At 74.0% G+C, this 14,452-nt stretch carries 14 protein-coding genes; 5 read left to right on the forward strand and 9 right to left on the reverse strand.

The window, feature by feature from the left end:
• On the forward strand, positions 1-1,261 hold a 1,261-nt coding region (locus QK440_RS25675), incomplete at its 5' end, for a PQQ-binding-like beta-propeller repeat protein (RefSeq protein WP_282795573.1).
• 126 nt (positions 1,262-1,387) lie between these two features.
• On the opposite strand, the gene QK440_RS25680 is transcribed toward QK440_RS25675, so the two are convergent.
• Positions 1,388-2,296 carry a chlorophyllase gene (locus QK440_RS25680; RefSeq protein WP_282795574.1) on the reverse strand — a complete coding sequence of 303 codons (909 nt, stop codon included), beginning with the start codon at positions 2,294-2,296 and terminating at the stop codon, positions 1,388-1,390.
• Positions 2,297-2,403: 107 nt separating this feature from the next.
• On the opposite strand from QK440_RS25680, the gene QK440_RS25685 reads away from it, so the two are divergent.
• The gene (locus tag QK440_RS25685; RefSeq protein ID WP_282795575.1) at positions 2,404-2,973 is read left to right on the forward strand and encodes a TetR/AcrR family transcriptional regulator; all 570 of its coding nucleotides are present in this window, start codon (positions 2,404-2,406) and stop codon (positions 2,971-2,973) included.
• 396 nt (positions 2,974-3,369) lie between these two features.
• Here the strand turns inward: QK440_RS25685 and QK440_RS25690 are convergent, their stop codons facing one another.
• From QK440_RS25690 to QK440_RS25700, 3 genes are all read right to left on the reverse strand, one after another.
• On the reverse strand, positions 3,370-4,176 hold the full coding sequence (locus QK440_RS25690) for an enoyl-CoA hydratase/isomerase family protein (protein ID WP_282795576.1): 807 nt from the start codon (positions 4,174-4,176) through the stop codon (positions 3,370-3,372).
• A complete protein-coding gene (locus QK440_RS25695; protein WP_282795616.1) occupies positions 4,173-4,604 on the reverse strand; it encodes an OB-fold domain-containing protein in 432 nt (143 codons plus the stop codon). The genes QK440_RS25690 and QK440_RS25695 overlap by 4 nt, the downstream gene beginning before the upstream one ends.
• 94 nt (positions 4,605-4,698) lie before the next feature.
• Entirely contained in the window at positions 4,699-5,865 is a 1,167-nt protein-coding gene (locus QK440_RS25700; protein ID WP_282795577.1) for a lipid-transfer protein, read from the reverse strand.
• A 104-nt stretch (positions 5,866-5,969) separates the two neighbouring features.
• Between QK440_RS25700 and QK440_RS25705 the strand changes: the two genes are divergently transcribed.
• Entirely contained in the window at positions 5,970-7,580 is a 1,611-nt protein-coding gene (locus tag QK440_RS25705; protein WP_282795578.1) for a FadD3 family acyl-CoA ligase, read from the forward strand.
• Positions 7,581-7,594: 14 nt separating this feature from the next.
• Here the strand turns inward: QK440_RS25705 and QK440_RS25710 are convergent, their stop codons facing one another.
• Entirely contained in the window at positions 7,595-7,978 is a 384-nt protein-coding gene (locus QK440_RS25710) for a VOC family protein (protein ID WP_282795579.1), read from the reverse strand.
• An 83-nt stretch (positions 7,979-8,061) separates the two neighbouring features.
• On the reverse strand, positions 8,062-8,679 hold the full coding sequence (locus QK440_RS25715; RefSeq protein WP_282795580.1) for a Uma2 family endonuclease: 618 nt from the start codon (positions 8,677-8,679) through the stop codon (positions 8,062-8,064).
• A 272-nt stretch (positions 8,680-8,951) separates the two neighbouring features.
• Here QK440_RS25715 and QK440_RS25720 point away from each other — a divergent pair, with 272 nt between their 5' ends.
• The gene (locus tag QK440_RS25720) at positions 8,952-9,446 is read left to right on the forward strand and encodes a hypothetical protein (RefSeq protein WP_282795581.1); all 495 of its coding nucleotides are present in this window, start codon (positions 8,952-8,954) and stop codon (positions 9,444-9,446) included.
• A 159-nt stretch (positions 9,447-9,605) separates the two neighbouring features.
• Positions 9,606-10,478: a hypothetical protein gene (locus tag QK440_RS25725; protein ID WP_282795582.1), complete on the forward strand. Its 873-nt coding sequence runs from the start codon at positions 9,606-9,608 to the stop codon at positions 10,476-10,478.
• An 84-nt stretch (positions 10,479-10,562) separates the two neighbouring features.
• Here the strand turns inward: QK440_RS25725 and QK440_RS25730 are convergent, their stop codons facing one another.
• The 3 genes from QK440_RS25730 to QK440_RS25740 form a co-directional block, all read right to left on the reverse strand.
• Complete coding sequence (locus QK440_RS25730; protein ID WP_282795583.1) at positions 10,563-10,820, reverse strand: hypothetical protein; 258 nt, start codon at positions 10,818-10,820, stop codon at positions 10,563-10,565.
• Between the two features lie 181 nt (positions 10,821-11,001).
• Positions 11,002-11,175, reverse strand: a complete 174-nt coding sequence (locus QK440_RS25735) for a hypothetical protein (protein WP_282795584.1) — start codon at positions 11,173-11,175, stop codon at positions 11,002-11,004.
• A 228-nt stretch (positions 11,176-11,403) separates the two neighbouring features.
• On the reverse strand, positions 11,404-14,358 hold the full coding sequence (locus QK440_RS25740) for a BTAD domain-containing putative transcriptional regulator (protein ID WP_282795617.1): 2,955 nt from the start codon (positions 14,356-14,358) through the stop codon (positions 11,404-11,406).
• Positions 14,359-14,452 lie beyond the last annotated feature (94 nt).

Consider the following 14,452-nt stretch of genomic DNA (forward strand, 5'->3'; position numbering starts at 1 on the left):
GCTCCTGCACTTCCCACGGGTCTTCTCTTCGTGGCGAAAGGCCCGCGGGCACCGGAAGGAGTTCCGGCGGCGCCTAGGCACCGACGCGGCCGCCGCGGCCGGCGCCGCCGCCACGGGGGCCGGCACCGGCGCGGGCGGCTCCTGGCGGCCCTGGCGCTTCCGGATGTCGAACGACGTGTGGGGCACGCCCGCCGTCGCCGGGAACCTCGTCTACGTCACCTCCTTCGAGGTCCACGCCCTCGACGTCTCCACCGGCCGGCGCAGCTTCAAGACCCGCGACGTCGCCTGGTCCATGGCCGTGACCGACGGCCGCATCCACGCCTCCGACGGCCCGACCCTCTACGCCCTCGACGGAGCCGACGGCACCGACCTGTGGCGCCTGACGACCGACGCCTGGGTGTACGCCCTCCAGGCCGACCGGGGCACCGTCGTCACCGCCACCCGCGGCGGCGGCGTACAGGGCTGGGAGGCCGCCAACGGCGAGAAGCTCTGGGAGATCACCGGCGCCCAGACCGACTTCGAGACGCCCGAGGCCGCGCCGGTCATCCGCGACGGCACGGTGTACGTCTGGAAGGACGCCCGGCTGCGCGCCGTCGAGGCCCGTACCGGCATCGAGCGCTGGTCGTACCCCATCGGCGACGCCGCGTCCTGCGGAGGCGTGCCGGTCCGGGTCACCCAGGCCGACGACGGCTTCGTGTACGTGGCCGCCGGGACCCGCGTCATCGCCCTCGACGTGGCGGGCGGGCACGTCCGCTGGCACTTCGAGGCGCCCGCCGCCTTCCTCTCGCCGCCCGCCTTCGCCCCCGGGCCCGCCGTCACCGGCGGTGGCGTGTACCTCGCCGACTACCTGGGCACGGTGTACGCCCTCGACGCCACGGACGGCCGCGACCGCTGGCGCATCGCGACCGAGGCCCGCTCGTCGGTCGAACCGGTCCTGGTCGCCGACGGCCACGTGCACGTGGGCAGCGGCAAGGGCCTCTACACCCTCGACGCCGTCACGGGCACGCCGAAGTGGCGCTTCCAGGCGGGCGGCGAGGTCGTCGGCTCCCCGGTCGTCGCCGACCGGCGCATCCACTTCGGCGCCACGGACCACCTCCTGTACACGCTCAAGGCCGACGACGGCCGCCTGCGCTGGAAGCTGGCCACCGGCGGCGAGATCACCGGGGCGCCGGTGGTGCGCGACGGGGTGGTGTACGCGTGCAGCAAGGACCGCTGCGTGTACGCGCTGGACGCGGAACGAGGCACAGCCACAGCCCGCTGACGGGCCCGGCCCCCGCCCTGATGTCGGCGGTGGGTTCGTGGGGTGTCTGGGGCGGTGCACGGTGAGCGGCTGCTGCCCGGCTGCGGTGCGCGGAGCCGGCGCGGGGCTGCGTGGTGCTGGCTGGGTTCACTTGCTGGTGATGCTCCACGTGCCGTCACCAGCCGCAGCGGCGTTGTTGAGGGCGGTCCACGCGGCGTCGTCGAGCTTGAGGGCGTCGTGGAGGTAGGCGGAGATCGCGTCGGCGACGAGGGCGACGCGGGCGGGGTCCTCGTCGGTGGTCTCGGCGGCCATCTCGCCGGCGAGGCCGCCCAGGGTGTGCTCGCCCTCGGCGATGGTGAGCAGGCTCTTCGGGGACGGGCTGAGGTGGTAGGCGTCGGTGAACCACTCCGGTCCCCGGGTGGAGAGCTGGGACTGGTCCTTGCCGCCCGCGACGACCAGGGCCGGGGTGGTCATGGTGGAGTAGTCCGGCCTCATGAACGGAAGGTGTTCGGCGGCGAACGGGGTGAGGGTGTCGCCGGTTCCGGTCGCGGCGATCAGCGCGCCGGCCGAGACCGCGGAGTGGGAGAAGTCCTCTCCGGGAATGCCGTCGGCGTCGAGTACGCGTGCGCCGAGGATCGCGCCGGCGGTCTGGGCGCCCCAGGAATGGCCGACGATCGCGATGCGCTCGGGGTTGGCGCGGGTCTCCAGGCCCGCCTGGAGAAGGGTGTCGCCGAGGTTGTCGAGGACCGCGTGGAGGTCGGCGATCCGGACGCGCCAGATGGTGGCGAAGCGAGGGTCGTCCCACCCGATGCCGTTGCGGCGGGAGTCCAGGTGGGTGGGTTGCACGACGACGAATCCGGTGGCTGCCCACCGGTCGGCGAGAGGCTCGTATCCGTCCAGGGACCATGCGTTGCCGTGGGAGAACACGATGACGGGAAGGTTCTGGCCCGTCAGCGGGGCGGTGACCTTTACCTGGAGCTCGACGCTGCGGCTGGGCGCGGGGACAGTAAGGGGCTTGACGGCGACAATCTGCTGGTCGAGATGGCTGGAAGACATGGAGGGGGAACCTGCGCTTTCTCCGTGGGAGCGCGCTGCCATACTTTGGCGGAGCACCGTTCCGCCAACTTAGCGGAACATTGTTCCGCGAGTAAAGGGAGAGCCTCGTGCCGGAATCGGCCGGAGTACGTCAAGCACAGGCGCAGCGCACCCGCAGCGGCGTGCTGGCGGCCGCAGCGGCGGTCTTCGTGGACCAGGGGGTGCAGGCCCCCATCCGCGACATCGCCGAACGCGCCGGCGTCGGCATCGGCACCATCTACCGGAACTTCCCGACACGGGCGGACCTCGTCACCGCCGTCTACCGGCACCAGATCGACACCTGCACCGCACTCGCGCCCCGGCTCCTGGAGGAATCGGCCTCCCCGTTCACCGCCCTGACCCGCTGGGCGGACGCGTTCGTGGAGTTCCTGGTGACCAAGCACGGCCTCGGCGCCGCCCTGGGGTCCGGCGACCCAGGGCTGGAGAACCTCCACGCCCTCATGCTCGACACCCTGGTCCCGGCCTGCGCGACGCTGCTCGACGCCTGCGCCGCCGCCGACGAGATCAGCCCGGACATCACCGCCTACACGCTCATGCGCGCCATCGGAAACCTCTGCATCACCGGCCCCGACTACGACCGGGCCGACGCCGAGCACATGGTCGCAACCCTCCTCGCCGGATGCCGCCGCGAGGCATAGCGCGGGCCGGGAGGCTTGGGGTTTCGGTGGGTGGGTGGGAGGCCCGCCATGGAAGGGCGGCGGTGTGCCTGGTGCCACGTGTGGTGCGCTGCGTTGGGGGCGGGCTGGTGTAACTGAGCTGGCGCGGGGTGGGAGTTCCCTCGCTGTAGCGGTGGTGTGCGTGGGGGTGCCGTGTGCGGCGCTGTGCTTCGGGGCTGAGGCAGCGAAGCTGGGGAGTTACGGGTGGGTGGGTGGGAGGTTCGCCGCGGTAGCGGCGGTATGGGGGGTGCCGCGCGCGGCGCTGTGCGTCGGGGTCGGGCTGGCGAAGCCGGGGTGTGACGGGCGGGCGGTGGGAAAGGCCCCGCCCCGCCAGGCCCAGGCCCCGCCAGGCCCGAGCCCCAGCCGTCCCCGCCAGGCCTAGCGCAAGCGGAACTCCCGCTGGCGGCCCGCGAACAGTTCCGCCTGCCGTCCAGGCCCCGCGTTGCCCAGGGCGATGAGGTGCGGAGCCTGGGTGAGGGCCTGGGTGCGGGTGGCCTCCTTGGCCGCCCAGAGGGCCCGGACCGTGCCCTGTACCGCCTCGGTCGGGCAGGAGGCGAGGACCGCCGCCGCCCGGGTCGCGGCGGACAGCAGCTCCCCGCCGGGGCACACCTCCGAGACGAGCCCCACCTCGTACGCCCGCCGCGCGGACACCCGCTCCGCCGTCCCCATCAGCGCCATCCGCGCCACCTCCCCGAACGGCATCCGCTGCGCCATGAGCACCGTCTCGTACGCGCTGACCATCCCGTACGTCGTGTGCGGGTCGAAGAACGTGGCGTGCTCGGCCGCGAGGACGAACTCCGCCTCGCCGAGCAGGTAGAAGGCCCCGCCGCACGCCATGCCGTTGACGGCGGCGACGACCGGCTTCCACAGGTCGTTGGCCTTGGGGCCGACGGTGAGCAGCGGGTCGTCGAGGGAGTACGGCGAGCCCGGCTGCTCCACCCGCACCGCCCGGTCGACGCCCGTGCAGAACGCCCGCTCGCCCGCGCCGGTGAGCACCACGGCCCGTACGCCGTCGTCGTACCGGAATTCCCGCCAGGTGGCGCGCAGTTGACCCACCAGGTCCAGGTCGAGGGCGTTGTGCCGCTCCGGCCGGTCCAGGGTCAGGACGGCCACGCCCGCGGCCTCGTCCCGCCGCACGCGCAGCCCGCCCCCGGCCGCCGCCCCGTCCGCCGCCGCCCCCGTCACGGCCGCTCCAGGACCCAGCGCGGCACCACGACCCCGCCCTGGTCGGCGAAGACCGCCTGCACCCGGGCGCCGACGCGCGGCCGCCCGGGCGCCACGGAGTCCAGCGGGGCGCCCGCCCGCGCGACCAGGTTGCCGACGAGCCGGATGTGCGGGGCGTCCGCGAGCTCCACGAGCACCGGGTGGTACGGGACGAGCGCGGCGTAGCCGGGCAGCAGCGGCGGGTGCGGGACGACGTACGACCAGATCCGGCCCCTGCCGCTCGTGCGGCGCCAGGCGGTGGCGAAGGAGCCGCACCGCGGGCAGCAGGGGCGCGGCGGGAAGCGCGGGGCGCCGCAGTCGGCCGCGGCGCAGGCCTGGACGCGCAGCTCGCCGCGGGCGGCGTACTCCCAGAAGGGCGCGCCGTCGTCGTCGACGACGGGCGTCAGCAAGTCGGTCATGGTCCCTCAGCTCCTCCACCGCTCCGCAGTTCCCGGCCCACCCCCCGGGTGCGTGCCTTCCGGGTACCCCCCGGGGCCCACCCCCTCAGTTCCGCAGCAGCACCGCCGACGTAGGCACCCCCTCGCCCGCCGTCACCAGGCAGGTCTCCGCGCCGGGCACCTGCGCCGTGCTCGTGCCGCGCAGTTGCCGTACGCCCTCCGTGATCAGGTTGAAGCCGTGCACGTACGCCTCGCTGAGGCCGCCGCCCGCCGTGTTGAGGGGGAGGCGGCCGCCGGTCTCCAGGGCGCCGCCCTCGGTGAACGCGCCGCCCTCGCCCCGGCCGCAGAAGCCGTACCCCTCCAGGGAGAGCGGGACGAGCGGGGTGAACGCGTCGTAGATCTGGGCGACGTCGACGTCCTCGGGGCCGAAGTCGGCCTGCTTCCACAGGTGGCGGGCGGCCGTCCAGGCGGGGCCCGCGAGCGGGTCGTCGTTCCAGTAGTTGACCATGCCGTGGTGCTGGGCGGGCAGCCCCTGCGCGGCGGAGTGGACGTACACCGGCCGGTGGCGGCAGTCGCGGGCGCGGGCGGCGGAGACGAGGACGCACGCCAGCGCGCCGTCGGTCTCCAGGCAGTTGTCGAAGAGGCACAGCGGCTCGCTGATCCACCGCGAGGTCATATACATGTCCCGGGTCAGCGGGCGCTCGTACATGACCGCGGCGGGGTTCTGGTTGGCGCGGTTGCGGCAGGCGAGGGCCACGTTGAAGAAGTGGTCGCGGGTCGCGCCGTACTCGTGCATGTAGCGGCGGGCGAGCATCGCGATCTCGTCGGCGGGCCGGAGCAGCCCGAAGGGCCGCGTCCACTGGGCGGGTGTGGGGAGTTGGGCGGTGGTGTTCGTCCACGGCCGGGGCCCGCTGCCGCGCTTGCGGGAGCGCCAGGCGACGCCGACCGTGGCCTGGCCCGTGGCGATCGCGGCGGCGAGGTGGGCGAGGGTGGCGCAGGAACCGCCGCCCCCGTAGCCGACCTTGCTGAAGAAGGTGACGTCTCCGGCGCCGACGGCCTTCGCCAGCTCCACCTCGTCGGTCTCCTCCATGGTGTACGAGGCGAAGGCGTCGACCTCGGAGGGCGCGATGCCCGCGTCGGCGAGCGCGGCGAGGACCGCGCGGCACGCCAGGGCCTTCTCGCTCTCCGGCAGCCGCTTGGCGAAGGGTGTCTGGCCGATGCCGACGATCGCCGTGGAGTCCTTGAGACAAGCCGTGCCGTCGAGCGAAGCCATCCGGGAACCTCCACACGGTCGCGCGCCGCAGCCGCTGCTGACAGCGCGTCAGGCTACCGCTAATCTGACGGTTAGTCAGCTACGGCGGCGGGCGGGAGGGCGCGATGCGCGGCGACCTGGAGTGGGGCGGCGTCCCGGGCCTGGTCCGGGCGGCCCGGCGGCGCTTCGGCGACCGGGAGGCGGTCGTCGAGGGGCGGGTCCGCGTCACGTACGACGAGCTGGGCGCGCGCGTCGAGCGGGCCACCGCCGCGTGCCTGGCGCGGGGCGTGCGGCCCGGCGACCGCGTCGCCGTCTGGGCCCCGAACACCCTCGACTGGATCGTCTCCGCGCTCGGCGCGGTCGGCGCGGGCGCGGTACTCGTCCCGCTGAACACCCGCTTCAAGGGCGCCGAGGCGGCGGACGTGCTGCGCCGCTCACGCGCCCGGCTGCTCTTCGTCACCGGCACCTTCCTCGGCACGTCGTACGTCGCCTCGCTGCGGCGCGCGGCGGGCGACGGCCCCGGGAGCGGGCCGCTGCCGGGCCTGCCCGGCCTGGAGGAGGTCGTCGTCCTCGCCGACGACGCCCCTGCGGACTTCCGCACCTGGAAGGAGTTCCTCGCGGGCGGCGACGGCGTGCCGGACGCCGAGGTGCGCGCCCGGGGGGAGGCGGTGACGGGCTCCTGCCCCTCGGACGTCGTCTACACCTCCGGCACCACCGGACGCCCCAAGGGCGTGGTGATCACCCACGCCCAGACCCTGCGCTGCTACGCGGTCTGGAGCGAGCTGGCGGGGCTCCGCGCCGGGGACCGCTATCTGATCGTGAACCCCTTCTTCCACACCTTCGGCTACAAGGCCGGGGTCATCGCCTGCCTGATGCGGGGCGCCACGATGATCCCGCAGCCGGTGTTCACCGCGGACACGGCCCTGGCGAACATCGCCGCTGAGCGCGTCTCGGTCCTGCCGGGCCCGCCCACCCTCCACCAGGCGCTCCTGGACCACCCGGCCCGCGACTCCTACGACCTGTCCGCGCTGCGCCTCGTGGTCACCGGCGCGGCGGTGGTGCCCCTGCGGCTGGTGGAGCGGCTGCGCTCGGAGCTGCGCGTCGCCACCGTCCTGACGGCGTACGGGCTGTCCGAGGCGAGCGGCATCGTCACGATGTGCCGCCGGGGCGACCCGGCGGAGGTCGTCGCCGCGACGTCCGGCCGCGCGATCCCCGACACCGAGGTCAAGGTGGTGTCCCCGGCCGGCGCGACCCTGCCGCCCGGCAGCCCCGGGGAGATCCTCGTCCGCGGCCACCACGTCATGTCCGGCTACGACGAGGACCCGGCCGCGACACGGCAGGTCCTCACCCCCGACGGCTGGCTGCGCACCGGCGACGTGGGCGTCCTGGACACGGACGGGAACCTGCGCGTCACCGACCGGATCAAGGACATGTTCGTCGTCGGCGGCTTCAACGCCTACCCCGCCGAGATCGAGCGGCTCCTCACCGGCCACCCGGACGTCGCGGACGCCGCCGTCGTCGGCGTCCCCGACGCGCGCCTCGGCGAGGTCGGCAAGGCCTACTTGGTGCGCCGCCCCGGCGCCACCCTCACCGCCGACGACGTCATCGCCTGGGCGCGGCGGGAGATGGCGAACTACAAGGTGCCCCGGCAGGTCGCGTTCGTACCGGAGCTGCCGCGCAACGCGAGCGGCAAGGTCCTCAAGCGCGAACTGCGCCGCGGGGCCGCGCCCGGTTAGCCCGGCGCGCCGGGCTAACCGGTGGCCGCCCGCTCGCCCGCGCCCCGCTCCACGCAGAACTCGTTGCCCTCGGGGTCGGCCATGGTCACCCAGCCGGTCCCGTCCGGCCTCCGGTGGTCGCCGACGACGCCCGCGCCCAGCGCCAGCAGCCGCTCGACCTCCTCGTCGCGCGTCCGCTCCTGCGGCTGGAGGTCGAGGTGCACCCGGTTCTTCACGGTCTTGGCGTCCGGCACGGCGATGAACAGCAGCGCCACCCCGCCAGGGGTGCTGACCAGCACTTCCGGATCCCCGGGCCGATCGCCGTCGGCGACCGCCCCGCCGAGCACCTCCGCCCAGAAGGCACCCAGCTCATAGGCGTCGGAACAGTCGAAGGTGACGTGGCGCACGAGTGTCGTCATGCAGTGACGGTGAACGGCGGGGAGCCCCCCTGTCCACCCAATTCCCCCACCAGCGACGGCAGTAGCCTCCGCCTCCGCCTCCGCTACGCGCGGTACCGGGGGAACGCGCTCGTGTCGACGCTCCACTTCCCGAGCCGCACGGTGTCACCGAACTTGTACCGGCTCGGCGTATCTCGGTACCGCGGTTCACCGCTCGCGCTGTCGGGGCCGGAGTGGACGGTGACCGTGCCGTCACGCGGGTCGACGATCGCGTAGACGGGAACGCCGATGCAGGGGTGGTCGCGGAGCTTGGTGACGTAGTCGTTGCCGGGATTGGAGGGGGATACGACCTCGACCGCGACCGAGACGTCAGGAGCGAACACGGCGAAGTCGTCGTCCTGCCGCTCATAGGCCTGCTCGGTCATGACGAGCAGGTCCGCCGTGCGGCACAGGCCGATCCCGGGATGGTGCACGCGGTTCTCCGCGAGGGTGACGGCACGGCTGTCCTGGCTCTCCACCTGGACGGCCAACGCGGTCACGATCCGCCCGCGCGGGACGGAGGGGCACATCACGCGGATGGTGATCTCCTGGTCCACGATGTCGGCCCGCACACGGTTGCCGCGCCGGTCGGCTGCGTCGATGACGTCGTCGGCCAGCACGCGGAGCTGGTCGTAGGTGGCGATCGGTCCGTGCGGGTGCGGTTCGACCGGCCGCGCGCTCACGTCGGTCTCCTTCTCGCATGATGTGGTGCTGCCCACGGTACTGCGGACGGCTCCAGTCCGTGCGTGGACGGTGCCCGTGCGGTCAACGCCTCGCCGCGCCGTGGGTTGCGGGGGCGGAGAGGCGCTGGGGTTCCGGGTGGAGGGGGCGAGCCGGTGAGCGGGACCGAGTCGGGGGATGCGGCGCTGCTACGTCCGTGAGCAGGTGTTTTAGACTTCGCGCGTCCGAGCGCCGCGTCGAGTGCGGCGCGCCTGAATGTATGGGGGAACTTCACGTGCGTATCCGTACGGGTGCGGCCGCGGCCGCCTTGGCCGGTCTGCTGGCCGTCGGCGCGGCGGTACCCGCGCAGGCCGACGGCAACGGGGCGGCGCAGCACCGCTCCACCGCCGTCACGCAGGCCGCCCGCGCCGGCTCCGGCGTCGGCATGTTCCAGACCATGGGTGACAACGTGCACTTCTCGCACACGGTGCGCGGCACGATCAACGCCCACGGCTGGTGGAAGAACCTGCGCGGCCCGGCCGGCATCAAGGCCAAGGTCACGGTGTGGCTCCAGGTCAAGCGCGGCGGGGAGTGGAAGACGCTGACCAAGGCCGCCAAGAACGTCTACTCCGGCGGCGGCAGCGGCAAGCGGACGGCCGCCGCGTACAAGTGCACGTACAACGTGGGCCAGTACGACTTCCGCAGCGTCATCGACGTCGACCTCATCGGCTACGCGGACGACAGCTACAAGAAGATCACGCCGACGCAGAGGCTGGGCTGCGGCCTCTGACCGCTGTGACGGCTGTGCCCGCTGTACCTGGTGCAGCTGGTGTACCTGCTGTGCGATCACTGTGCCTGTTGTGGTCGCTGTGCCTGCTGTGATCGTGGGCTGACGACGGTGCTGGAAGACTGGCTCTTCCAGCACCGTCTGCTTTTTCCGGGAGTGCCCGTGTTTCCCCCTGCTTCCTCCCCGGCGCCGACCCCGGCCCTTCCGCCGACCGTCGTCGTCGGTCTGCACGGGGTCCTGAGGCGTCACCCGTGGTTCGACCGGGTGGTCGCGCAGGACCCTGAGCGGGCTGACGAGGAGGGTTCCGTCGAGGAGGACGTGCTCTTCCTGGCCGTCGACCGGGCCGGTGCGTACGGCTGGCAGTCCGTAGGGGGCCTGGTGCACGAGGGTGGTGAGGTCACGGCCGAGTACGAGCCCACGGCGTGGGCCCACCAGGAGGTGGGCGGCGACTGGGCGCCGGGCGGCGGGGTGCGTCGGCTGGCGTGGCTGGGGGCCGGGGTCCTCGCGGACGCTCCGGCGGGGCTTCCCGTGCGGCCGATCGCCCTGGTGCTGTCCGAGACGCTGGCCCGCGTGGGCACGGTGACGTTCACCGGCCTGGACGCCCTGCTGCCGCTGGGGGCGGCCGGGCGCGGCACCGCCTTCCACCAGGTGGAGCTGGCGCCCTGGTTCGGCTTGGCGGACCCGGAGGCCCGGCACGAGGTGGTGGTGACGGTCTCCTGCCGCCCAGGCGAGGGCGGGGCGGAGCGGGGTGACGCGGAGGCGCTGCGCGCGGCGGTACGGGAGACAGGGCGAGGGGCGGTGGACGTCCACGCGCCCACACCCGCGGCCGGCCCTCCGCCGGGCCTCGCCCTGGACCTCGACCGCACCGTGCACACCCAGGGCATGCACGAGGCACTCCGCTTCGGCTGCACCACCCGGGAGTGGTCACCGGACGTGGCGGTATGGCTGACGGAAACGGTGGCGGAGGCGCTGCGCGGGGCGGGACGGCGGGCGCCTGCGGTGGTGACGGTGTCGCTGGGGCGGGTGCCCGCGTAGGCCGGGGCGCGTAACCGGGCCGTGTGCCCAGGGTCCCCGGGGCGCGTGCCCGGGGCCGAGCGGGCGACTCGGCCCCGGGGGTGTTCAGCGCTGCGGGACGGACGGCATGGCGCCGTCACCGGGCGGAGCGGGGAGGTGGCTGTCGCCCAGCGGCCCGACGGGGATCATCCCGTCACTGGGCGGAGCCGGGAGATGGCTGTCGCTCAGGGGAGCGACCGGCATCGCGCCGTCCCCGAGCGGGCCCACCGGGGCGTGGCCTTCGGCCAGCGCGGGAGCGGCCGCTCCCGCCGACGCCGCGGTCATCACTGCCAGGGTGACGAGGATCTTTCTGGTTCGCGTCATTCCAACTCCTTGGAGGGGGCAGGCTTTCCACAGCGAACTTTAACCGGAAATGAGCGCCATGTTCGAATAACTGCGCATATATGCGCGCGAGTTGAGCCATGAACGACTCGTGGACATACCTCGGCCGCGGCGGCTCCCCCTCCGCGCCGCCGCGGCCGATCCCCGTCGGGAATGAAGGTCTTCAGTCCTTGGGCGGGACGGGAATGTGCCCGTCGCCCATCGTGGTGGCGCCGCCGTCCTTCGCCGGGGACGGGATGAGGTCATCTGCCCCAGGGGCGACCTGTCCGTCGCTCGGCGGGGCCGGAATGTGGCCGTCCCCCATCGGCTTGAGCTGCTTCTTCCTGGTTTCGCTCATCGTGACTACTCCTGCTTGGTGCGGGGCTCCGGGACTAGACCGCCCGCTCGGCAACTCCCCCGAGGGTCGCCGAGCGGGCGGTCCAGGGCCGCTCACGATAGCTGTGGGGCCCACGCGACCCGTCTGCCCCCCGACGCGACGGATCGTTGAGATAAGAGTGGCAGCCCGTCATAAACGTTCGATGAACGTGCCGGACGGCGGCGTCCCAGTGCCGCTACGCGTGGGCCTTCACGCCACCGCGACCGGGCGGAGCAGGGCGCGCACCTCGTCCGCCTCCCGGGCGCCCCGCTGCTCGTGCAGGGCCAGGGACTTGGTCCAGCAGGCCCGCGCCCGGTCGAGCTGCCCCAGGTCGTTGAGCGCCTTGCCGAGGATGGTGAGGACGTTGGCGCGCATCCAGTCGCCGCCGACGCAGCCGGTGCTGAGGGCCTGCTCGGCGTGTTTGGCCGCCTGTGCGGGGTGCCGGGCAACCAGGTGGACCTGCGCGATGCGGTAGTGCGCGGTGCCCTCCCACAGCCGCTGGCGGTTCTCCGCGAAGATGTGGAGGGCCTCGGTGAGCTCCACGAGCCCCTCCGCGTGCCGGCCCGACTGGCTGAGGCTGATCCCCAGGGTGTACTTGGCGTTGGCGACCCGGAAGCTGATGCCGAGCGCGTCGTACAGGGCCACCCCTTGGCGGGCCAGGTCGATGGACTGGTCGGTGCGCCCCATCATGGCGGCGACCCGGGACCAGTTGCACAGGGCGCTCGCCTCGCTGTGCCGGTTGCCGTCCTGGCGGAACACCTCGATGGCGCGGAGGACGTGCGCCTCGACGGCCTTGAGCACGTGCGGGTCGCTGCTCGCATGCTGGTTCATGCAGGCGACCGCGATGGCCAGTTCGTTCGCCGCGTTGCCGCGGGCCCAGGGGTCGTCCGACGTGGCGGCGAGGTCCGCCGCGCGTTCCAGCTCCGCGGCCGCCCGGTCGAAGTGGCCCACCTTGTTGAGCACCTGCCCCAGGGTGACGCGCGCCCGCCCTTCCGCATGGGCGTCGTCCGTCGCCTGCGCGGCCTCGCAGGCCGCCCGCGTCGCCAGCTCGAAGCGGTGCGAGCTCGCCCCCGACTCCGCGAGGTCCTTCGCCGCGAGGAGCAGGTCCACCGCGCGGCGCAGGCCGTCCGGGGTCAGGGACTGCTGGACGCAGGCCAGGATGCAGGCCGCTTCGGTGTGCAGCCAGTCCAGGGCCTTGGTGTCGTCGGTGAAGCCGGGCAGCGGGTGGTCGACGGGCTCCAGGTGGTCCACCGTCCGGTCCCCGGGACGCTCGATGGCGTACACGCGGGCCGCCGAGGACAGGTAGAAGTCCAGGAGGCGGGAGAGCGCGGCGGCACGTGCGCTCGGCGGCAGTTCGTCGCGTTCCGCGCAGGCGCGGGCGTAGAGGCGGACCAGGTCGTGGTAGCGGTAGCGGCCGGGGGCGGCCGACTCCAGGAGGGAGGTGTCGACCAGGGACTCCAGGAGGTCCTCGGTGTCCTCGACCGGCAGGTCAAGCATCGCGGCGGCCGCCGTGAGGGAGATGTCGGGGCCGTCGGCGAGGCCGAGGAGGCGGAAGGCGCGGGCCTGGGCGGGCTCGAGCTGGCCGTAGCCGAGTTCGAAGGTGGCCGCGACGGCGAGGTCGCCCGCCTGGAGCTCGTCGAGGCGGCGGCGCTCGTCCGCCAGCTTCGCCGCGAGCGTGGAGACGGTCCAGGTCCGGCGGGACGCCAGCCGGGACGCCGCGATGCGGATGGCCAGGGGCAGGAAGCCGCAGGCCGCGACCACGTCGAGCGCGGCCTTGCGCTCGGAGGCCACGCGCTCCTCCCCGACGATCTTCGTGAAGAGCTGGAGGGCCTCGTCCGGGGACATGACGTCCAGGTCGACGAGGTGCGCCCCGGCCAGGTCCACCATCCGCGTCCGGCTCGTCACCAGCGCGGCGCAGCCCTCCGTGCCGGGCAGCAGCGGCCGGACCTGCGCGGCGTCGCGGGCGTTGTCCAGCAGGACCAGGACGCGGCGGCCGTCCAGGACGGAGCGGAACAGCGCGGCCCGCTCCTCCAGGGTGTCCGGGATGGCGGAGTCGGCCGTGCCGAGGGCGCGCAGGAAGGCGCCGAGCACGGTCTCGGGCTCGGCGACTCTGGGGCCGGCGCCCTGGAGGTCGACGTACAGCTGCCCGTCGGGGAAGTGCGGGCGCGCGGCGTGCGCGACGTGCACGGCCAGGGCGGTCTTGCCGACCCCGCCGATCCCGGCCAGCGCGGAGACCGCCATGACCCGGCCCTCCGCGGTGGAGAGGATGTCCGACAGCTCCTTGACGAAGGAGACGCGGCCGGTGAAGTCCTGCACCGTCGCCGGGAGCTGCGCCGGGCGGACGATGCCCGCCGCGGGCTCGGCGGCCGGGGCGGCGGGCTCGGCCAGGGCCGGGTCGGCCTGGAGGATGCGCTGCTGGAGCTCCTGGAGGCCGGGGCGCGGGTCGACGCCCAGCTCGTCGGCGAGGAGGCGGCGGGTGTCCGCGTAGACGGCGAGGGCCTCGGCCTGGCGGCCGGAGCGGTAGAGGGCGAGCATCAGCAGCTCGCGCAGGCGCTCGCGCAGCGGGTGGGCGGCGGTCAGGGCGGTGAGCTCGGAGACCGACTCGGGGTGGCGGCCCTGCTCCAGGTCCATGTCGAGGCGGGCCTCGACGAGCTGGAGGCGCCACTCCTCCAGGCGGGTGCGCTGGGCCTCGGCGTACGGTCCGGGCACGTTCGCGAGGGGCTCGCCGTCCCACAGGGACAGGGCCTCGTTGACGAGGGCGCGGGCCTCGCACAGCTCGCCGTGGGCGCGGGCCCGCTCGGCCTGGGTCCACAGCGCCTCGGCCTCGGTGAGGTCGAGCGCCCCGTCGGCGATCCGTACGGCGTAGCCCCCGGACTCGCTCACGAGGGTGCCGGGAGGGAGCACCTTGCGCAGCCGGGAGGCGTAGGTGCGGATGGCGGCGAGCGCCTGGGAGGGCGGCTCCTCGCCCCAGATGGCGTCGATCAGCTCGGAGGCGGTGGCGGTGCGGCGGTTGCGCAGCAGGAGGGCGGCGAGCAGGGCCTGCTGCTGGGGGGACCCGGTGGAGAGCTGTGCGTCCCCGAGCCGGGCGCGTACGGGCCCGAGCACGCTGAAACGGGCCACGGGCTCGCCGTCCCCGCCCCCGGCACCGGTCCGCGCGCCGGACACCCCGGCACCGTCCCCCTCCGCGGCGTCCCGGGCCGTGCAGCCCTGCCCGGACGCGGCACCCCGGCCCGCCGACGCCCCGCGCGACACGGCACCC

This window comes from Streptomyces sp. CC224B (assembly GCF_030010595.1).
Lineage (GTDB): Bacteria > Actinomycetota > Actinomycetes > Streptomycetales > Streptomycetaceae > Streptomyces > Streptomyces longispororuber.